This window comes from Photorhabdus namnaonensis (assembly GCF_001684335.1).
In the GTDB taxonomy this organism is placed as follows: domain Bacteria; phylum Pseudomonadota; class Gammaproteobacteria; order Enterobacterales; family Enterobacteriaceae; genus Photorhabdus; species Photorhabdus namnaonensis.
This window is the reverse complement of the sequence record NZ_LOIC01000082.1, coordinates 56185-77958: the sequence shown is the minus strand read 5'-3', so window position 1 is coordinate 77958 and position 21774 is coordinate 56185. Positions and strand designations below refer to the sequence as shown.

20 protein-coding genes are annotated in these 21774 nt (G+C 39.6%); 13 read left to right on the top strand and 7 right to left on the bottom strand.

Annotated features, from left to right (window positions below):
* The first annotated feature begins 2 nt into the window (after positions 1-2).
* From Phpb_RS17050 to Phpb_RS26110, 4 genes are all read left to right on the top strand, one after another.
* On the top strand, positions 3-350 hold the full coding sequence (locus Phpb_RS17050) for a PTS lactose/cellobiose transporter subunit IIA (RefSeq protein WP_205634797.1): 348 nt from the start codon (positions 3-5) through the stop codon (positions 348-350).
* A complete protein-coding gene (locus Phpb_RS17045) occupies positions 347-1654 on the top strand; it encodes a 6-phospho-beta-glucosidase (protein WP_065391389.1) in 1308 nt (435 codons plus the stop codon). The genes Phpb_RS17050 and Phpb_RS17045 overlap by 4 nt, the downstream gene beginning before the upstream one ends.
* Positions 1655-2097: 443 nt before the next feature.
* A complete protein-coding gene (locus tag Phpb_RS17035; RefSeq protein ID WP_065391387.1) occupies positions 2098-2466 on the top strand; it encodes a hypothetical protein in 369 nt (122 codons plus the stop codon).
* Entirely contained in the window at positions 2450-2620 is a 171-nt protein-coding gene (locus Phpb_RS26110) for a hypothetical protein (protein WP_160297038.1), read from the top strand. The genes Phpb_RS17035 and Phpb_RS26110 overlap by 17 nt, the downstream gene beginning before the upstream one ends.
* Positions 2621-2805: 185 nt before the next feature.
* Here the strand turns inward: Phpb_RS26110 and uraA are convergent, their stop codons facing one another.
* Together uraA and upp are read right to left on the bottom strand one after the other, a co-directional pair.
* A complete protein-coding gene (uraA, locus tag Phpb_RS17030; protein ID WP_065391386.1) occupies positions 2806-4098 on the bottom strand; it encodes a uracil permease in 1293 nt (430 codons plus the stop codon).
* A 68-nt stretch (positions 4099-4166) separates the two neighbouring features.
* Positions 4167-4793 carry a uracil phosphoribosyltransferase gene (gene upp / locus Phpb_RS17025; RefSeq protein WP_036805138.1) on the bottom strand — a complete coding sequence of 209 codons (627 nt, stop codon included), beginning with the start codon at positions 4791-4793 and terminating at the stop codon, positions 4167-4169.
* Between the two features lie 225 nt (positions 4794-5018).
* On the opposite strand from upp, the gene purM reads away from it, so the two are divergent.
* From purM to ppx, 5 genes are all read left to right on the top strand, one after another.
* Positions 5019-6059 carry a phosphoribosylformylglycinamidine cyclo-ligase gene (purM, locus tag Phpb_RS17020; RefSeq protein ID WP_065391385.1) on the top strand — a complete coding sequence of 347 codons (1041 nt, stop codon included), beginning with the start codon at positions 5019-5021 and terminating at the stop codon, positions 6057-6059.
* Complete coding sequence (purN, locus tag Phpb_RS17015) at positions 6056-6694, top strand: phosphoribosylglycinamide formyltransferase (RefSeq protein WP_065391384.1); 639 nt, start codon at positions 6056-6058, stop codon at positions 6692-6694. Before purM ends, purN begins: the two co-directional genes overlap by 4 nt.
* Before the next feature lie 126 nt (positions 6695-6820).
* Positions 6821-7390 (top strand): spermidine N1-acetyltransferase, encoded by a 570-nt coding sequence (gene speG / locus Phpb_RS17010; RefSeq protein ID WP_065391557.1) that lies wholly within the window; start codon positions 6821-6823, stop codon positions 7388-7390.
* Positions 7391-7453: 63 nt separating this feature from the next.
* Positions 7454-9523 carry a polyphosphate kinase 1 gene (gene ppk1, locus Phpb_RS17005; protein WP_036805124.1) on the top strand — a complete coding sequence of 690 codons (2070 nt, stop codon included), beginning with the start codon at positions 7454-7456 and terminating at the stop codon, positions 9521-9523.
* Between the two features lie 3 nt (positions 9524-9526).
* Complete coding sequence (gene ppx / locus Phpb_RS17000) at positions 9527-11059, top strand: exopolyphosphatase (protein ID WP_065391383.1); 1533 nt, start codon at positions 9527-9529, stop codon at positions 11057-11059.
* A gap of 250 nt (positions 11060-11309) precedes the next feature.
* Here ppx and Phpb_RS16995 read toward each other — a convergent pair whose 3' ends face one another.
* Positions 11310-12155: a DMT family transporter gene (locus Phpb_RS16995; RefSeq protein WP_065391382.1), complete on the bottom strand. Its 846-nt coding sequence runs from the start codon at positions 12153-12155 to the stop codon at positions 11310-11312.
* Between the two features lie 15 nt (positions 12156-12170).
* Entirely contained in the window at positions 12171-13445 is a 1275-nt protein-coding gene (locus tag Phpb_RS16990) for an ATP-grasp domain-containing protein (protein WP_065391381.1), read from the bottom strand.
* 451 nt (positions 13446-13896) lie between these two features.
* On the opposite strand from Phpb_RS16990, the gene Phpb_RS16985 reads away from it, so the two are divergent.
* From Phpb_RS16985 to asnB, 4 genes are read left to right on the top strand one after another with little or no spacing between them, the layout of a single operon-like run.
* A complete protein-coding gene (locus Phpb_RS16985; RefSeq protein WP_036805111.1) occupies positions 13897-14295 on the top strand; it encodes a RidA family protein in 399 nt (132 codons plus the stop codon).
* 50 nt (positions 14296-14345) lie between these two features.
* Positions 14346-15650, top strand: a complete 1305-nt coding sequence (locus Phpb_RS16980) for a 3-phosphoshikimate 1-carboxyvinyltransferase (protein WP_065391380.1) — start codon at positions 14346-14348, stop codon at positions 15648-15650.
* 28 nt (positions 15651-15678) lie between these two features.
* The gene (gene aroA / locus Phpb_RS16975) at positions 15679-17034 is read left to right on the top strand and encodes a 3-phosphoshikimate 1-carboxyvinyltransferase (protein WP_065391379.1); all 1356 of its coding nucleotides are present in this window, start codon (positions 15679-15681) and stop codon (positions 17032-17034) included.
* Between the two features lie 35 nt (positions 17035-17069).
* The gene (asnB, locus tag Phpb_RS16970) at positions 17070-18602 is read left to right on the top strand and encodes an asparagine synthase (glutamine-hydrolyzing) (protein WP_065391378.1); all 1533 of its coding nucleotides are present in this window, start codon (positions 17070-17072) and stop codon (positions 18600-18602) included.
* Between the two features lie 81 nt (positions 18603-18683).
* Here the strand turns inward: asnB and Phpb_RS16965 are convergent, their stop codons facing one another.
* The 3 genes from Phpb_RS16965 to Phpb_RS16955 form a co-directional block, all read right to left on the bottom strand.
* Positions 18684-19364 (bottom strand): Crp/Fnr family transcriptional regulator, encoded by a 681-nt coding sequence (locus Phpb_RS16965; protein WP_240492595.1) that lies wholly within the window; start codon positions 19362-19364, stop codon positions 18684-18686.
* 324 nt (positions 19365-19688) lie between these two features.
* Complete coding sequence (add, locus tag Phpb_RS16960) at positions 19689-20678, bottom strand: adenosine deaminase (RefSeq protein ID WP_065391376.1); 990 nt, start codon at positions 20676-20678, stop codon at positions 19689-19691.
* Positions 20679-20703: 25 nt separating this feature from the next.
* Positions 20704-21633 carry a nucleoside hydrolase gene (locus tag Phpb_RS16955; RefSeq protein WP_065391375.1) on the bottom strand — a complete coding sequence of 310 codons (930 nt, stop codon included), beginning with the start codon at positions 21631-21633 and terminating at the stop codon, positions 20704-20706.
* Positions 21634-21774: the final 141 nt, after the last annotated feature.

Sequence of the window (21774 nt, the reverse complement as noted above, 5' to 3'; positions counted from 1 at the left end):
ACATGGATTTAGGACAAACCATTGATTTAGAAAAAACTATTGTAGAACTACTGGTTCATGCCGGAAGCGCACGCAGTCATGCCCTAATGGCATTACAACATGCCAGAAACGGCGACTTTCAAACGGCACAAACACTGATGACTGAATCCCAACAGGCAATCAAAGAAGCACACACGATTCAAACCACCCTCATCGGATTGGATGAAGGCTGCGGTAAATTACCTGTCAATCTCATCACTGTTCATGCGCAGGATCATTTAATGAACGCAATGGTTATTCAAGATCTTGCCAGCGATATGATTGAACTCTATCGCCGAATACCATCACAAGATGAAGAGGAAAAGGTATGAAACGAATCAAAATAGCCGTTATTGGCGGCGGTAGCAGCTACACAGCTGAATTAGTCGAAGGGCTTATTCAACACCAAAAAAACATTCCACTATCCGAGCTGGCATTAGTTGACATTGACAGTGGAAAACAGAAAGTAGGAATTATCGCCGCGCTTACTCGCCGTATGTTAGCTCGTCATGGCATGGAACACGTTATTGTCAGCGTCCATTTCACACCAGATAACGCCATTCGCGGCGCCAGTTTTATTTTAACTCAATTGCGTGTCGGCCAGCTTCCGGCTCGCGCCGCGGACGAGCGTCTGGGGCTAAAATATGGCTTGATCGGTCAGGAAACCACCGGCGTAGGCGGCTTTGCCAAAGCACTACGCACCATCCCCATTTTGCTGGATATTGCCCATAAAGTTGAACAACTTGCACCGGACGCATGGATTATTAACTTCACCAATCCAGCAGGGATCGTTACCGAAGCAATTTCCCGCTATAGCAAAGCAAAAATCATTGGCCTATGTAATGTCCCGGTCACAATGCATCACATGATAGCTAATATGCTACAACGCCCTTATCAGGACGTGCAGTTACACTTTGCCGGGCTGAATCATATGGTCTGGGTACATCAAGTACTGGTTGCTGGTCAGGATAAAACTCAACAGGTACTTGATATGCTATGCAATGGTGCAGTCTTAACCATGAATAATATTCAAGAAGCGCCCTGGCCTCCGCCACTCCTTAAGGCACTAGGCGCAATCCCTTGCCCTTATCACCGCTACTTCTACCAAACCCGCAATATGTTACAAGAAGAGCACAAAGCCGCTGTCGCACAAGGCACCCGGGCAGAACAAGTGATGAAAGTAGAACAGAAACTATTCGAACTGTACGCTGATCCAGAACTTGATCACAAGCCTGAGCAACTCAGTTTCCGCGGTGGTTCATTCTATTCTGAGGTTGCACTGGATCTGATTTGCGCCATTCATAACAATCTCGATAGCCAATTGGTAGTCAATACCACAAACCACGGAGCTATTCGGGGTTTGCCGGATGATGCCGTCATTGAAACCAATTGTATTATTAATGCAGAAGGCGCCCGCCCGCTGACATTCGGCCGCCTGCCTGACAGTATGTATCCTCTGACACAACAGATAAAAACCTATGAACGCTTAACGATCAAAGCAGCAGTTCATGGCGACCGCCACGCCGCACTATTGGCACTGATCACCAACCCACTGGTTGCCGATGTAGACATTGCTTCACCACTGTTGAATGACGTATTAACAATAAACTGTGATTATCTACCGCAATTTCAATGAATAAGCGGTACCTGATTAATTAATTTGAAATCAGAACAAGCATAAAATTATAAGCGATACCTGTTACTTCTAACTAACAGATATCGCTAACTGACTTTGTAACCTCTTTTTTTGCGGCGCCGCACGCATTTATCTTTCACATTAAGCTTGAACAAGAGATTCTGTATTATACTGCGCTGAAATCAATTGATTGAAGAACATTGGAATATAAAGTTTCAATACGTTGAAATTTTAGGAAAATCTATGCCCTTTAAAATAGAGAATCTCGGATATGGTGAAGCACATATCTCAGATTTTGAGGTGTCTGGCGTGGAATATACCTTGATTATATACCCTATGGATTTCAAGGTGCATCGCGGCGGCAAGGGAGTGAATCCCCGGGAGCATAGCAAACTATGTGACCGGGGTGAGCGAGTGCAGCCAACAAAGAGGCAACTTGAAAGATGACGGGGATAATGGAGATTATTTCAAAGGGAGATCCTTCTGTCGTTTTACCTGAAAATTACAGCTTCGATCTAAACAATTTTTTTGAAGTCTCATTTGATGCAAAAAACAATTTAGACAATAACACGCTATTTGAGAGGTGTCCTACAAATAACCATAATCAGATGATAGGGATTATGTACGCAGTTGAAAGGCTGATTAATGAGCACTATAATGCGGTCAGCCCTAGCGGGTACATTTTGCTTGCTGCGGATGAGCGCCTGAACAGGGTCTATAAACGATATATTAATCGATTTGTGACACAAAACGGCTTTACCATAATAGATAAGTTAGATCCAAACGGGAGGGGTTATGTCATACATACATAACGAACAAGCTGAAAAAGAAAAGCTTGAACTCGAAAAAGCGGTAGCTAAAAAAGCGGAACGTATGAGAGCCGCTTACAGCGCCCTAAAAAAATCCGAAAGAGAGGGTACTGTTCAGTATCTCAATGAAAAACGAAACTGGTACGTAGTCCGATAAACACTTGAAGGGAGCTTTTCGCTCCTTTTTTATTACTGAATGTTACGCCTAAACATGCTGATACTTTATGGCTTACTTAATTTCGCATCAAATCTCCCTTACAGATAAAATGATAACCATCATCCCCGCTCTTCCCTGATTAAATCATTCAAAGCGGGGGTAATGAATCGAATTTATTGCTTCAGTTAATGATTCCGATTAACAGATTCAACGGAAGATTCAATATATCGTTCTTCGGGACGGAAAACAGTAACCAGACGGAAAATCAAACTCATACCAATACCTACAATCGTTGCCAACGCCATGCCTTTAAGTTCAACGACACCGATATTAATTTTTGCCCCACTGACACCGATGATAAGAATCACGGAAGTCAGGATAAGATTTTGTGCTTTGTTGTAATCCACCTTGGAATCAATCAACACCCGAATACCTGACGCACCAATAACCCCATAAAGCAGCAGCGAGACACCGCCCATGACTGGAACCGGTACGGCCTGAATTGCCGCCGCCAATTTACCGACGCAGGAGAGCAAAATCGCCAGTATCGCAGCACCGCCAATAACCCAGGTACTGTACACTTTGGTAATTGCCATGACACCAATATTTTCACCATAAGTCGTATTCGGCGTTGAACCAAAGAAACCGGAAATTACAGTTGATAAACCATTTGCAAACATAGAACGATGCAACCCCGGCTCTTTTAACAAATCCTTCTTCACAATATTCGCCGTCACAACTAAATGACCAACATGCTCCGCTATCACAACCAGCGCCGCGGGCAAAATAGTCATAATGGCAAACCACTCAAAACGTGGGGTATAAAAAGTTGGCAATGCAAACCACGGCGCTTCACGTATTAGCGTCAGGTCAACCACCCCCATCAAGAACGCCAACGCATAACCTACCAATACGCCAATGAGAATCGGGATAATAGCCAGAAATCCACGGAACATCACTGAACCAAGGACAGTTACCGCCAGCGTTACCAGAGAAATTGTCAATGTTGTTGGATCAACACCGGCGCCTTCCACCGGACGCAAACCCGCCATATCAGCCGCAACACCAGCAAGTTCCAGACCGATAACAGCCACAATCGCCCCCATTGCCGCAGGTGGAAACAACGCGTTAATCCAACTTCTCCCCGCCACTTTGACAATCAGTGAAACCAGACAAAACAGCACGCCGCATATAATAAAGCCACCCAAGGCTAATTCATATCCCAGTGGCAACAGCAATAAGACCGGTGAAATAAAAGCGAAACTCGATCCCAAATACGCCGGAACCTTTCCCTTACAAATCACCAGATACAACAATGTACCGATACCGTTAAACAGCAAAATTGTCGCCGGGTTGACTTTAAACAAAATCGGCACCAATACCGTCGCACCAAACATAGCAAAAAGATGTTGGAGACTGAGTGGAATGGTCTGTAAAAAAGGAGGCCGCTCATCTACACCAATCGTACGACGGGTCATTTTCTTTATCCTCTTAATCTTCTTGCGTTAGAACCAAAAAAAAGCCGACTCAAAAGTCGGCTAACTTATTATTTCGTACCAAATATCTTATCACCTGCATCCCCCAGGCCAGGCACAATGTATCCCTGTTCATTGAGTCTCTCATCAATAGAAGCTGTATACAGTTCCACATCAGGATGGGCTTTTTCCAACGCAGCAATACCTTCAGGAGCGGCCACCAAAACCAGAACTTTAATCGACTGGCAGCCGGCTTTTTTCAGTAAATCGATAGTTGCAATCATAGAGCCGCCGGTTGCCAACATAGGGTCAACCACCAGAGCCATACGTTCATCAATATTGGAGGCCAATTTCTGGAAATAAGGGACAGGTTCTAAGGTTTCTTCATTACGATAAACCCCTACGACGCTGATCCGGGCACTGGGAACATTCTCCAATACACCATCCATCATCCCCAACCCCGCACGCAGAATAGGTACGACAGTTATTTTTTTACCTTTAATCTGCTCAACTGCCACCGGACCACACCAGCCATCAATAGTGACTTTTTCAGTTTCTAAATCAGCAGTTGCTTCATAAGTCAGAAGGCTTCCAACTTCTGCGGCCAGTTCACGAAAGCGTTTGGTGCTGATATCATTCGCTCGCATCAGACCGAGTTTATGTTTAACAAGTGGGTGATTCACCTCAACGATCTTCATGGACTTCTCCTACTGTATGTCATGTCGCCAGCAGACAAAAAAACCGCGAGATTATACCCTCTTTTAACCATAACACCACTACCAATCCGTTGATTTTCATCAAACATAGCCCTACTTGCGAGAATTTTGATCCTAAACAAGAGTCTCGCAAACGTTTGCTTAGACTGTTAGAATTGTTACTATTCTGTCTTAATTTATCAAACGCAACCGCCTTGGGGGCTTCGAGTGACCAACAAAACCTCTCTCAGTTATAAAGACGCCGGTGTCGATATCGACGCCGGTAATGCCTTAGTCAACCGTATTAAAGGTGTTGTAAAACAGACCCGTCGCCCGGAAGTTATGGGTGGTTTAGGCGGGTTTGGCGCTTTATGCGCATTACCACAAAAATACCGCGAACCCATTCTGGTTTCTGGTACTGATGGCGTCGGCACCAAGTTACGTCTGGCAATGGATCTCAAACGCCATGACACTATCGGCATTGACTTAGTTGCAATGTGCGTTAATGACCTGGTTGTTCAAGGCGCGGAACCCCTATTTTTCCTCGATTACTATGCAACCGGAAAACTGGATGTTGATACTGCCGCCAGCGTTATCACCGGTATCGCGGAAGGCTGTCAATTATCCGGCTGTGCCCTGGTTGGTGGAGAAACTGCGGAAATGCCGGGGATGTACCACGGCGAAGATTATGATGTCGCCGGCTTCTGCGTCGGTGTGGTTGAAAAATCAGAAATCATTGATGGCAGTAAGGTTCAAGCGGGTGATGCCTTGATTGCCCTTGCCGCCAGCGGCCCTCACTCAAACGGCTATTCTCTGATACGCAAAATTCTGGCCGTCAGCAACACCGATCCAGAAGCAACCGAGCTTGAAGGTAAATCACTGGCAGATCACCTGCTCGCCCCGACAAAAATTTATGTGAAATCCCTTTTATCCTTAATCGAACACGTTGATGTTCACGCTATTGCTCATCTAACCGGCGGCGGTTTCTGGGAAAATATTCCGCGTGTTCTACCTGAAAATACCCAGGCACAGATTAACGAATCCAGTTGGCAGTGGCCGGCCATATTTAATTGGCTGCAACAGACAGGCAATGTTAGCCGCCATGAAATGTACCGCACATTCAACTGTGGTGTCGGGATGGTAATTGCATTACCACCAACAGCCGTTGAACAGGCTATTGAATTGCTCACTGCCGCCGGTGAGAAAGCTTGGCGTATCGGCTCTATCGCGACACTGCAAGAGGGTGAACAACAGGTCATTATTAAATGAAAAATATCGTTGTACTCATCTCTGGCAGCGGCAGCAATCTCCAGGCGGTGATTGACGCCTGCCAGCAGAACAGAATTCATGGGCAAGTTTGCGCGGTATTCAGTAATACAGCAAATGCTTACGGTCTGTTACGCGCTAAACAGGCGGATATTCCCGCTCATGTTGTTAGCCCGAAAGACTATGCAGATCGTCCGGCTTATGATGAAGCGTTGAAACATGCCATTGATCAATATCAACCAGACTTAGTGGTCCTTGCTGGTTATATGCGTATTCTGACGCCAGATTTCGTGCAACACTATCTTGGCCGCCTATTAAACATTCACCCTTCTCTGTTGCCCAAATATCCTAGCCTGCATACTCACCGCAAAGCGATAGAAAATGGTGATACAGAGCACGGTACTTCCGTCCATTTTGTAACAGAAGAACTGGATGGCGGTCCGGTGATCCTGCAAGCTAAAGTTCCTATTTTTGCCGGTGATCAGGAAAATGAGGTTGTTAAACGGGTTCAGACTCAGGAGCACGACATCTATCCGTTAGTTATCAACTGGTTTATCGAAGAGCGCCTAAGTATGGTTAATGGCAAAGCGTATCTGGATGGAAAGATTCTCCCTCCAGAAGGCTATGCCGCAGAATAATTTACTTATACCCTAATGGGTATATTAACGGCATTAACGGCTAATTACAGTGCTGTGGTAGCATACCCGGCACTGCGAACTATTATTAATTATGCTCCTTTTTTACTAAAAACACTGAGGTGTCAAATGTCTGGTGGTTCTCATACCCCACCTGTTAGGTTACGCCCCCTTGAGCGGGAAGATCTGCCTTTCGTCCATCAATTAGATAACAATGCCAGCGTTATGCGTTACTGGTTCGAAGAACCTTATGAAGCTTTCGTTGAACTATGCGATCTCTATGACAAACATATTCACGACCAGAGCGAGCGCCGGTTTATTATCGAAAGCTCTGACGCCAAAGTGGGTTTAGTTGAATTAGTCGAAATCGACTATATCCACCGCCGGTCAGAATTTCAGATTATTATCGCTCCTGCACATCAAGGCCAAGGTCATGCAACCAAAGCGGCAAAACTGGCAATGGAATATGCATTTTCCGTCCTTAATCTGTATAAACTCTACCTGATTGTTGATAAAGAGAACGCCAAGGCCATTCACATCTATAATAAGCTAGGTTTCTATACTGAAGGCGAATTAATAGACGAATTCTTTATGAATGGTCGTTACCACACAGCCATTCGCATGTGCGTTTTCCAACATCAATATTTTGTATCCAAGGAAGATGAAAAAATGAGTCAGCAATTACAGACAGAAATATAGCGACAAACGACGCCCTGTCGTATTCAAAGTTTTAATACTTTTACCTTAACACCTGGAGTAACAATGTCCCAAGACAGGCTCTATACCGAGAAAGAACTTAGTTGGTTATCATTCAACGAACGTGTGCTTCAAGAAGCGGCGGATAAGAGCAATCCATTAATAGAACGGATGCGGTTCCTTGGTATTTACTCCAATAATCTGGATGAATTTTACAAAGTCCGTTTTGCTGATGTAAAACGGCGGATATTAATTAATGAAGAACGAGGATCGGCCACCAGCGCTCGAAATGTACTGAAAAAAATTCAAGCTAAAGTGGCTAAAACCGATCAAGAATTTGATGTACTCTATAATGAATTGCTATTAGAAATCGCTCGTAATCAAATTTTTCTAATCAATGAACGACAAATTTCACCCAATCAACAAATCTGGTTACGTCAATATTTTCGTCAACATCTGCGGCCACACACTACGCCAATCTTAATCAATCCAGAAACCAACCTGGTTGAATTTCTGAAAGATGACTACACTTATCTGGCCGTTGAAATTGTCCACGGACAGAATATTCAATATGCACTATTGGAAATTCCGTCAGATAAGGTGCCACGTTTTGTTAACTTGCCGCCTGAAATGCCGCATCGCCGCAAGTCAATGATCCTGCTAGATAATATTATGCGTTATTGTCTTGATGAAATTTTCAAAGGCTTTTTCGATTATGATTCACTGAACGCCTACTCAATGAAAATGACCCGTGATTCTGAATATGATCTAGCCACAGAGATGGAATCAAGCTTGCTCGAACTGATGTCATCCACGCTGAAACAACGGCTGACAGCGGAACCGGTAAGATTCGTTTACCAGCGAGAAATGCCAGATGAAATGGTGGAATTACTGCGTAGCAAACTTGGTCTGTCAAACGATGACTCGGTGATTGCTGGCGGACGTTATCACAATTTTAAAGATTTCATTAAATTCCCCAATGAAGGGAAGAGAAATCTACTCAATAAACCTTTGCCGAGATTACGACACACCTGGTTTGATAATTTCCGCAATGGTTTTGATGCGATTCGTGAACAAGATGTGCTGCTCTATTATCCCTATCACACCTTTGAACATGTGTTGGAATTATTACGTCAGGCTTCTTTCGACCCAAGTGTACTTTCCATCAAGATCAATATTTATCGGGTAGCGAAAGACTCCCGCATTATTGATTCCATGATCCACGCTGCCCATAACGGTAAAAAAGTGACCGTCGTGGTTGAATTACAGGCCCGATTTGATGAAGAAGCCAATATTCATTGGGCCAAACGGCTAACCGAAGCGGGTGTACATGTTATTTTCTCAGCACCGGGACTAAAAATTCACGCAAAGCTGTTCCTTATTTCCCGTCTGGAAGGCGAAGAAATTGTTCGCTATGCTCATATTGGTACGGGTAATTTTAATGAAAAAACCGCTCGCCTCTACACCGACTACTCCTTGCTGACAGCCAATCCACAAATTACTAACGAAGTACGTCGAGTATTCAACTTCATTGAAAATCCCTACCGTCCAGTTAAATTTGAAAACCTGATGGTCTCGCCGCAAAATTCCCGCGCGATGCTCAACCAGCTTATTTCACAGGAAATCGCCAACGCCAAAGCAAATAAACCCGCAGGCATTACGTTAAAGATTAATAATCTGGTTGATAAAGAACTGGTGGACCGCTTATACGACGCTTCCGAAGCGGGGGTAAAAATACGTCTGCTGATACGTGGTATGTGTTCACTAGTGCCCAATCAGCCAGGGTTTAGCGAAAATATTCAGATCATCAGTATCGTTGACCGTTTCCTCGAGCATGATCGGGTTTACGTATTCACTAATGACGGAGATGAAAAAGTCTTTCTGTCGTCTGCCGATTGGATGACCCGTAATATCGACTACCGAATTGAAGTTGCGGTTTGCCTACTTGATCCACAATTAAAACAACGGGTATTGGATATTCTCGAATTACAATTCAATGATACGGTTAAAGCCCGTTACGTTGATAAAGAACTGAGCAATAGTTATGTGCCACGAGGAAATAAGCGGAAAATCCGGGCGCAACTGGCTATTTATGACTATATAAAAGCCCTCGAACAACCTGAACCAAGAGCTTAATTTATGCCGCTAACACACGACAAGCCAACACCCAGACCAATAGAAATTGCGGCTATTGATCTGGGTTCAAACAGTTTTCATATGATTATCGCACGAATTGTTAACGGCGCATTTCAGATCCTGGGCCGCTTAAAACAACGCGTCCATCTCGCCGACGGCCTTGACCACAACAGCCAATTAAGCGAAGAAGCGATGGAGCGCGGTCTCGCCTGTCTGGCTCTATTTGCTGAACGATTACAAAGCTTTCCTGCTGATAATGTTTGTCTGGTGGGCACTCACAGCCTACGTGAAGCCAGTAATGCAAAAGAATTTATTGAACGCGCTAAAGACGTTATCCCCTACCCGATTGAAATTATTTCCGGCCATGAAGAAGCCCGTCTAATCTATATGGGAGTGGAACATACGCAACCAGAAAAAGACCGTAAACTGGTGATTGATATTGGCGGCGGCTCCACTGAACTGGTGATTGGTGAAAATTTTGAACCATTATTAGTAGAAAGCCGCCGAATGGGATGCATTAGTTTCGCCCACCAATTTTTTCCCGATGACGAAATTAGCGCAGAAAAATTCCGCCGAGCGCGGCTTGAAGCCGCACAAAAACTAGAAAATCTCTCATGGCAATACCGCATCACGGGTTGGAATTCAGCGCTGGGGGCATCCGGGACAATTAAAGCGGTTTACGAAGTACTGGTCGCAATGGGAGAAAAGGACGGATTAATCACCCCTGAACGACTGGAGATGTTGGTCAAAGAAATACTCAAATTCAAGAAATTAAAAACCTTCGACTTACCCGGGCTATCGGATGATCGTAAACACTTTTTTATTCCTGGTTTAGCTATCTTATGCGGTATATTCGATACTCTGCATATAAAAGCGTTACAACTCTCAGATGGTGCGCTACGTGAAGGCGTTTTATATGAAATGGAAGGCCGTTTCCGTCATCAAGATATTCGCCAGAGAACCGCAAGAAGCCTGGCTGAACACTATAATATCGACAGAGAGCAGGCAAAGCGTGTACTTAATACGACTGAAACACTTTACCAACAGTGGGCAATCCAGAACCCCAAACTGGCGCAACCTCAACTCGAAACGATTTTACACTGGGCTGCAATGTTACATGAAGTTGGATTAAGTATTAACTTAAGCGGATTACAACGACACTCTGCCTACATTCTACAAAATACCAACTTACCCGGCTTTAATCAGGAACAACAATTACTGTTGGCAACCTTGGTTCGCTGTCATCGCAAAACAATAAAACTGGATGATTTGCCAAGATTCAATTTATTCAAGAAAAAGCAGTATCTGCCATTAATTCAAATCCTACGTCTGGCAACGTTACTCAATAATCAACGTCAATCCACAACTACCCCTGAATCACTCAGACTAATTACTGATGATGGTCATTGGGCGCTCTACCTGCCTTATAATTATTTATCAGAAAACACGCTGATGCAGCTTGATCTGGAAAAAGAGCAAGGTTACTGGCATAACGTTACAGGTTGGCAATTAGAAATAGCCGAGGAATCAATATAGCGATTTCAAACTATGAAAAAAAAGAAGCGATCTCAGATAATTAAATTGGTTTTACTTATCAGCTTTCTGATTTTATTTGGCCGTTTCATTTACTCATCCATAGCGGCATTAGATCATCATCAGCAAAATAAGAAGGTCATAATAGAGAAAAGTGAAAATCATCAAATGAAATAATTAAGCTAGCACCTAAATCAATGTAATTACTTCACTGTTTCCCCGAAGAATTCGGGGAAACAAACTATCATAAACGTCATAATTTCAAAAGAATAACACCCACAATTATTACCACAATGCCCATCCACTGAATTCGGCTCAACCGTTCTCCGCGAATAAAAAAGCCTAATAAAGCGGTGACGCCACTTGCCAATGAACTCAGAACGGTAACAACGGCGACATGTCCCGTAGCAGAACCGTAAGCTAATGAAGCAAACCCTATCAAACTAAAAAAACTAATTGAAAAAACCAGAGCGATAATTGAAATCGGCGGTAATGATAAATTCCTTTTTTTTAACAACGTGAGGAACAAAAGAATCACAGCGGTTAAATAATAAACCCATAATGCATTGATAACACCCAGATCTTTAACAGCAAATTCCCCTTGCAGCCAGAAGCCTAAACCAAACATTAATGAAGATAAAAGCGCGAAGAAAATTGAACCGGATGATTCTCGTTGTCCATCTTTTGATTTCGGTATACTGGTTAGACAAGCGCCAACAACACAAATAAATAGACTAAACAAAACCAAAGCGGTCATTGGTTTCCCATTTATCAATGACAAAATCGTGGTAACGGCCCCATAAAGCGAAACAATCGGCGCGACAATAGAGGCTTTGCCGATCGATAACGCTTTAAGCAGAAACACCATTGCCATTAAATTGCAAACCGAAGCAACAACACATATAGTCAGTTGCAAGAAGTTTGCATTAACAAACGACATCTCAAAATAAAAAAACAGCAGCAACGATAAAACAAAAAAACCAAATAGCTGGCTGTAGAATAAAGATTTAGCAACGCCAACTTTTCTTGCCACTTGCCCTGCCAGAAAATCAGTACTTCCCCAGCACAATGCTGAAATCAACCCCATCAGGATAGCCATAATGATGATCTCTTATTAATTTGTTGTTAACCGAACACTGTTAGCAATACGTGTCGCATTCTCCATCGCTTCCTCGCAGCTATCACCATAAGCCAGAACATAACCAACAATAGAACCAAAATTCTTATTTTTCGATGAACTTTTATTTTTAAACGAACTTCTATTTTTGGACGAACTTTTATTTTTAGGTGAAATAGTAAAAGGCGTTTTTTTAAACCCAGCGGAAATAAAATAAGGGATATCAGTATCTACCCCGATATCATTTACCATCCCCTCATCACGATAAAAAACAAATGCATCAGCAACAAATGGATAAACTATTTCTGACTCCGGTGATATAGAACTCTCGATACCACAAACAAAATCGACTAAGTATTTGACCATATTAATTCCAGAGGTCATGAAGATCTGTTGAGCGGCTCTGGCACCCGCTATACGTAAATTAATTTCAACTAATACTGGTCCGCTAGAGGTATAAATAAATTCTACATTTATTGCCCCACCTCGTAATCCCAAAACGGCTACCCACTCTTTAACAAGCTTACAAGCTATTGTAAACTCAAGTTCAGATAGCTCAGCAGGATGAGATAAACCTATCATACACAGGTCATCATTAGGAGAAACGAAAATTCTATTGATACCAATTACATGCCATGCATTATTATTATAAATTAATTCCGCTCCATAAAAATTTCCTTGCAAGAATTCTTCTATCAAGAACTCCTCATTAACTTCACCGAGCATCGACATCGTGCCATTAGATGAAATTTCTGAAATCACATGGCGGTAATCATCTTGAGACTTACAAAGCGATACTCCATAAGCCCCAGCATCACGAAGTGGTTTAATAACAAATGGGAAAGGAACTTTAGGATTTTCTGGCATATTATTATAAGGAAAAACCTCGTAGGCAGGTTGTTCATAACCGTGCTGTGCCAGGATATCTCTAACATTCTTCTTACTAAATGCGTTCCTCAAACCATCTATATCCGAATGAGGCAAACCGAATTCTAACGCCACTTCAGACGCTACAATCATAAAATCATCATAGCAGCCCAAGATCGCTACAACAGGAATGTTGTTATCTTTAATTAAATTAATGATATCTACACTACTTCTCGTATTTAAATAATAAATATTATCGAATAATTCCTTCTTCAAATCATCATATAATCCTTTATTCATTGATTCCATCGAAGTAAACAATACAGGAGAAAATCCTAAATTTCTAATATAATCAATCGCTGAACACTCAACTGGTCTTGCTTCAATAAAAATAAAAACGCCCATATCCACCCCATCATCAGTTAACAATTATTACTTTATACCCATTTTATTCACTCTTTAAATTATCTATTTTTATTAATAAATAAAATTTTCATCAAAATTAAGACAACCTAATCATCATGTATAGTTCTAACTAAGGTGACTTTCAAATACAAGAATAGCCAGAACATAGCCAGATTCAAGTCTTTAATACATAACCAATTCAATAATAATAGAAATTTTTCTATAAAAAATAACTTTGCTGTCAAGAGAAAATATTTATTCATTTTTTTAATAAAAAAACAAAAAATTATTCCATTTTAATAATTAGTTTTATTTGACATATCAGAATTTATATACTTTTATTAATACTACATTGATTTACGGATATTTTTTAGTTAATAGAATAAATTGTTTAAATTAATTTATTATTCCCAAATCTTCTTCTTATATATTTTCATTTATAGGAGTATTTATGTCATCTCATGAAGTTAGAAAAACAGTATTCAGCCCCTCCCCGTGGGAAAATAAAATGGGATATTCGAGAGGAAAAAGAGTTGGCAATCAAATCTTTATTGCAGGATGTGTCGCCTCAGATGGTGATGGAAATGTTATGGGGGAAAATGCTTACGAGCAAACTCTATTTATCATAGAAAAAATTGAGAAATATTTAAAAGAACTTGGTGCAGAACTGACTGATGTTGTTAGCACAGTAACACATTTAACAGATTTCCAACATTTTGATGATTATTGTCGAGCATTTAATGAGAAATTTGGCGATATACGTCCGGTCAATACCACTATTGCCGTTAAATCAATGGTGAAACCAGAACATTACGTAGAAATTACAACTATTGCTATCGACAGCAAATAGTTAAATTAAAGAATAATACCAATGGTAATTGATCTACCTGGAGGCTTGGCATGAATAAAATTAGCGTGCTCCCCGGCTCCACTCTTAATGGGGAAATAGTCATACCATTATCTAAGCCTCATATCCAAAGAGCGCTACTATTAGCACTATTGAATGAAGAAACAACTACCGTAAATAATATATCGTGGTGTACCGAAACAGAAGATCTCCTTATTGCTTTACAACAGTTTGGTTTGCAAATTCTGGACAGAGGTAAAAATCACATCATATTGAAAGGAGCACGTCCAATATATCATTGTAATGGGATTATTAATGCTAATGGCTCTGGTATGTTATTTAGAATCAGTGTCGCGTTAGCCTCACTGACGGAAAAAGAAGTTTATATAAAATGCAATGATTCATTGTTTAACAGAGAAAGCCTGTATGATGAATCATTTTTTTCATATCTAAATGTATTTGCAGAAAAGCAAAAAGAAAATATCGTCATGGTTTCCAGGAGAATCTATCCATCACAGTCACCATTAAACTTCAATAAAAGCACTCAATTCCTATCATTCTCTCTTCTTGTTTCACCATTTATTAAAGGAAAAAGTCTTATCATTAACAACAATGGTGAAATTAAGAATGGATACGTCGATATAACAATTAACATGATGGCGTTACTGGGGAGCAAAATCACCCGCATAGGCAGTACATTTATTTCAACTGAATATCAATCAAAAGATATTACTATTAATATCCCTTCGGATTTCACATCACTAAGCTACATTGCTTCATCAATATTAAGTATTAACCGACCAAGCAAAGTCACCATAAAAAGTTATTATCTGGGGAATACCATTAACGAAAGAGTACTATTCGACATATATAAAAAATTTGGTATGAATTTAAACTATAATCCAATTAAGAATGAACTTAATATCAGCCTGGAGGGGGAATATAACGCCATTAAAGATGAAATCCATTTAAATGAACTCCCTTCCGTTGCCACTAATATCATCGCGGCGGCGATTAATGGTAATGGAGATATCACATTTTCCGGTCTTAATGCTATAAATAATCATAAATGCCAACGTGCATTTATTATCAACGAAAACATACGCATGATGGGAGGAAAAAGTTATTTAATTTTTAATGATACCGGGGCTTTCAACAAAATAAGGATTAACGGTAACGGACCATTAAATGGAGGCGTTGAAATATTCAGCTACTATGATCATCGGATTTGCGCATCCAATATTATTGCATCGCTAGGAGCAAGAGAACCAACAACAGTTAATCATATACATAAATTAGATGATGGTTTTCCTGGATTTATCCAATCCTTAAATTCTCTCGGGGCTAGAATAAGTTAGCTAACAGTATAATAAGCGAGATAAAAATATGAAGTATTATGGTAATAATCATCCGCCATTTATCGAAATCAATAAAACCAAATCAATAAATGGTTCAATAACTTTACCTGCCTCAAAAAGTTCTTCAACTCGCGCCATTCTGACTGCATCATTAACGGAAGGTACAAGTAAAATAAATAACATGGCATCAGGGAACAATACAACAGCAATGAAATTAAACTGTTCCCGTTTAGGAGCATCATTCAATAATGATATTACAGGGACAACTGTAAAAGGCATAGATATCAGAAAAATTGATAAAAAAATCATCTTTAATCCAGGTAATTCTGGCGTTGTATTACGACTCTTAATGGGTGTATCCGGTTATTTACCTGATACTGAATTTATTACAGAGTACCGTCACTCCCTAGGTACACGTTCACAATCAGAAATGGTCAACGCACTCAAATTACTCAATATTCAGTGTACCGCCGTTGGGCCAGATTCACTTTTACCAATAAGCATGAAATCAAATAGAAACATCGGTAATTACACTGAGATTTCATGCAGAAAAAGCTCCCAATTCCTGAGTGGACTACTTTACTTAGGTGCTATCAGTGAACGAGATCTGCAAATAAAAGTCACTGATACAATTACCGCGCCATCGATGGTTCACACGACAATTAATAATTTGCGCAAAGCCGGCATCAATATTGAATATGACGATAAATTCCGCAATTTCTTTACCACAGGAAAAAGTCGATTTATCCCATCAGAATTTAGCGTCGGCGCTGATCCCGCTAGCACGGCAGCGATCCTTGCACTTTGCGCCTCACTGAATTCTGACGTCACTCTAAACGGTTTCTTTGAGGAGGAATTAGGTAACGGCGCGGTGGTGGATTATTTAATTAACAGTGGAACGAAAATCAGCTTTATCAAAGAAGATTGTCTCAATATTCGCTCTGACGGCTGCCTAAAAGCGCAAGATTTCGATGGTTCACTGGCGCCAGATGCGGTACCTGCACTTGCTGCATTAGCCGCGTTTGCCGATGGTAAAAGCGTTTTCTATAACATTGAACATATTCGCTATAAAGAATCAGATAGAATTTCCGATTTTCGGCGAGAATTAGACAAAATAGGAATTAGATCAGAAGAGAAACTAGATCAATTAATGATTTATGGTAATCCATATGGATATAAAGGCGGTGTTATTGTTGATGGTCATTACGATCATGGATTAATCATGGCGCTCACAACAATAGGTTTACATTGTGACGAACCTCTCATTATTAGTGAGCCATATCATGTTGGTCAAACCTATCCAGAATATTTCGCCGAAATATCCACATTAGGCGCCAACGTGAATGAATTAAAATATTCTGGCCCTATACCAGAAGACGTTTAAATATCATTGATAACTCTTAACCAAAGGAATTCACTATGTGTGGAATTGGTGGTATTTTTAATACAGAAAACAGGCTTATTGATGATATTGAGAATAAGCTACATACTATAATGTTAAAAATAGCACATCGAGGTGATTCATCTCGGTTTAATGAAAAGGTTGTCAGAAATAATTTTGCAATCGCAACCAACAGACTTGCTATTGTCGAACGTGATTCAGCCTATCAACCCATATCGAATCAGGAACATGATCTTCATCTTGTTCTAAATGGTCAAATTTATAATTATAAGTCTCTTCGAAATGAATTAATTAAACAAGGCTATCAATTTAAAAATGGCGGCGACGCAGAAGTTGCCCTAATTGCCTACATTTGCTATGGCAAGTCATTTATTAAAAAATTAGATGGAATGTTTAGCTTTATTCTATTTGATAATAAAAATAATAAATTCTTATTAGGAAGAGATCATGTCGGAATAAAACCACTCTATTACACACAAAAAGAGGGTAACTGGTATGTAGCATCAGAAATAAAATCATTGATCGAATTCAATTCAGAAATTAAACCCGTTGAACCCGGTTCAATTTTCGACGGCTTTACCAATGAAAAATATATTAGCTACGACACAAATATTTTCGCAAGCAATGATAATTTCGAACAGGCAAAAGAAAAAGTCTATTCACTTTTAGATAATGCGGTCAAAAAGAGGGTTGATACAGATCTGCCAATATCAATTATGTTTAGCGGCGGTATAGACAGCACCATTGTGCTCTATCTTGCACACAAATATCACCACGATGTTACAGCAATTTCATTTGGATTACCCGGCTCAAAAGATATTGAAATTGCCCAAAGATATTGTTCTGAGAATAAGATAAAGCACATTATCTATACCTTTACTCAGGAAGAATTAATTAATAACATCCAAGATGCTATCTATTATGGTGAGTTTTTCGAACAAATTGATGCAATTGATTCGAATATTGCTCACTTTGGTTATTATATCGCTAACCGCCTCGGCTTTAAAATCGCGCTATGTGGAGAAGGCAGTGATGAAATTTTTGCTGGCTACGATCTATTTAAGACATATCCCGATCCCCATTATCTCTCCCTATATCGATTAAATAATCTTCATAGAACTGATTTACAAAGAGTCGATCGGGCAAGCATGAGAAATACGGTTGAAGCACGAGTTCCCTTTATGGATTCAGCACTGGTTCCTTATGTTTTAAGTCTGGATTTCTCTTACAAACTCAATAACGGGGTAGAAAAACATATCTTACGTGAAGCATTCAGAGGAAAAATACCCGAATATATCATTGACAGACCAAAAATAAGAATGCCAGATGGCAGTGGGGTAAAAAATACTATCATAGATTACATTAAAGATATTAAATGCGATCTACCAAAGAGCGTTGTTGACAACCTTAATACTATCGGCTTAACCAACCAAAGCGCTCTCTATTTCGCTGAAAAATATCTCTCTTTAGGCTACCCACTACCAAAGGAACGTTTCAAAGAATCTGGTAAAGATTTTTCAGAATCTGGTTACTTTAATTTCATATCATAATTTCGCCATTGTGTTGATATGCTGCATTGTTTATCCTGCTAACAATGCAGCTATTTGAGAAAATAGGATTTCTTATTTACATCACTTAACATCAAACTGGAATTCAATATCCTTTTTTAAAAAATCATAATCAATAATTTCAACTCTCTTATTCTTTGACATAATGATTCCTTTCTCATTCAAACTCTTAATAGCCCTATTTAATTGCCTAACTGAAACACCTAAAATAGATGCTAAGTCTTCCCTTCTCTCTAATATCTGTACAAATCCATTTCTTTCCGAATTATAATAAAGAAATCGCTTTAATTTATCCTCAACAGTCAAAAATACTCCCGACCGAAACAAAAAAGACTCGAAAAGCTTATTACTGAGTTGTTTACAAACAAATTCAAGAAATCCAGGAGCCGTTAAGCCAAATGTTTTCACCGTCTCTAACGGTATTGATAGAAGTACTGACTGCTCCTGAGCAAAAATAGTATTAATTATGTTATTCTCTTGGGAATGAAAAAGTTCTAAATCTCCAATAAGAAAAAGAGGAGTAGCAAAGGCAAAAACAAAGAATTTGCCATTAACATTATAAAATTCAACCTTAAGTTTCCCCTCAACCAAAATATAGAGATGAGTAAAATTCGATGACTGATGTGTAAGATAAGTATTTTTCTTAACATCAACCAAATCTAATTTTTGCATAAACTCTAATGGGAAAATACTATCAAGATGATATTTATCAATATAATTTTTCAGCTTCCTCTGTTTATCCACACACATATTTAACCCACTATATCTTAAATCACATTATACCCGTTATCTTTCAAGCTGCCTCTTTGTTGGCTGCGTTCACTCACCCCGGTCACATAGTTATCTATGCTTCCGGGGATTCGCTCCCTTGCCGTCGCGATGCAACTTGAAATCCATAGGGTATATAACTAAGTATATTTAAATATTTCCGATCTTTCCATTTATTCTCCATAAATTTCCCCACTAAGATATTTACAGATTACAGATTACAGATTACAGATTACAGATTACAGATTTAATATAAACTTTTTCAATTGTACATAAAGATGAATAAAATAAAATTTTTCACTATGATAATCTCACTATTTCCTTTTCCAATCGACTTCTCAGTTCATTACTACAAAAGGAAGCCTGTAATGCATTCAAATTTGTTTCAAAAAAATCACTATATTGCCAACCAAAATATCGATTAATCCTCAAATATTCTTCACATAAAGTTATATTTGCAACTGTCCGGGCATCCGTATTAATCCCAATATTGACACCAATCTCTTTTAAAAGATTAACTGGATGATTTTCATAGATATCATAAATATCGCAAACAATATTACATGTAGGACATATTTCTAAATGTATATTTCTTTCTATAATAAGATCAATAACATCTCGATCTTCAATGCTCCTGACGCCATGTCCTATACGAGAGATATTTAATTTATTAATAGTCTCACGCACACTCTCAGCCCCTTTCGCTTCACCTGCATGCGCAATAACATTTCCACCATTTTCCAACACCATTCTAAACGCCTTCAAATGCGCATTGAGTGAATATCTTGCCTCATCGGCAGCAAGATCAAGAGCAACAACACCATATTTAACATATTCATTGACTAGATATGCAGTTCTCAAACTTTGATCTTCTGAAAAATGCCGCAATGTACACAATATTAAACCGGCTGCTATACCATATTTAATTGAAGAACTTTTCATTGCCTCCAAAACAATTTCCACAATATCGCAGTCACTTAACCCTAAACGAAGATGCAGTAAAGGGGCAAATCTAATCTCAACATAGGCTACGTTATCGCTTTTTAATTGCATGAAAAGATCTTCTACAGCATCAGCTATTACCTCCCTTTTTTGCAGTAAATCCAATGAAGGAGTAATCTTATTTAGAAAATCGCCTAAATCATGACATTTTTCAGAGGCAATATATTTTTCACAAAACGACTTCTGGGTAATATCAGGAATAAGTTTTTTAACGAAATGATAGCTCAACCCAGTATCAAGATGTGTATGTAACTCCACCTTTCTCAGTAAATCAGGATTAAAATTCATCTTTTATCCGCCTATATGATTAAAATTATGACAATAATGCAAATAGTTTATTCTTAAATACTCTACCCTTGATCTTAGTCACCACAGTCATATTATGGGGATGATTGAGAAGATCAGTTGAATCAATAACTAAATGCCCATATGAACGCACACTTTGATATTCAACATAACCATACGTCTCTAATTTATCCTCTATCATTTCATTCGGATATAAAGCAATAGCCATTGTTATAGGATCAGGCAGATCAAACCCTTTTCTATTCGTCCTTCCTGCATTAAATTCAACCAATGTTCTATTACAGTTCACTGCAAACTGACCAAGATCACCTAAAGAATTTAATTTATCCATATCGAATTCATCAATAAAAGCCTCTTCCATACCTAGCTCCCATCCACAAAATATAAGAGGCAATCCAGAATTCAATACTATATGTGCTGCTTCGGCATCAACATAAATATTGAATTCAGCTAACGGCGTAATATTACCCGGTTTCATACCCGACCCACCCATAATATAAACCCCCTTGACAAGCTTATACAAATCTGGCTCTTTTAAGATAGCCATCGCAATATTTGTCAATGGCCCCAAAGTGATTATCTCTATCTCACCAGGGAATTTTTTTACGATATCAATAATTGCATCTACTGCATGTTTATCCTCTGCTATTAGTGAAGACTCTGGTAAATCCATATTACCCATACCATCTTTCCCATGAATATGATATGAAGCATAGTGTTCTCTAAATAATGGCTTGCTCATTCCTTCATATACCGGGGGAATATATGTTCCTGCTTTTTCAATACTAACTAACGCATTTTTCCTACATTGAGCAACAGCACAATTACCGGCAACAATGGTGATACCCTCAATAAAAACTGATGGCTCACGAAGCGCCATTAGTAATGCAACCGCATCATCGGAAGCCGTATCTGTATCAATAATAAAATGTCTCATAAACTACCTCTCTTTATCATGATCCTTACATTAAGTTATCAGTTCCGCCAAAAAAAAGTCACATGACCTTTTTTCAAAATCAAGAAACAATGTGCACAGAGATATATCACGAGTATGTGATCTATTTCACAATATACCCGT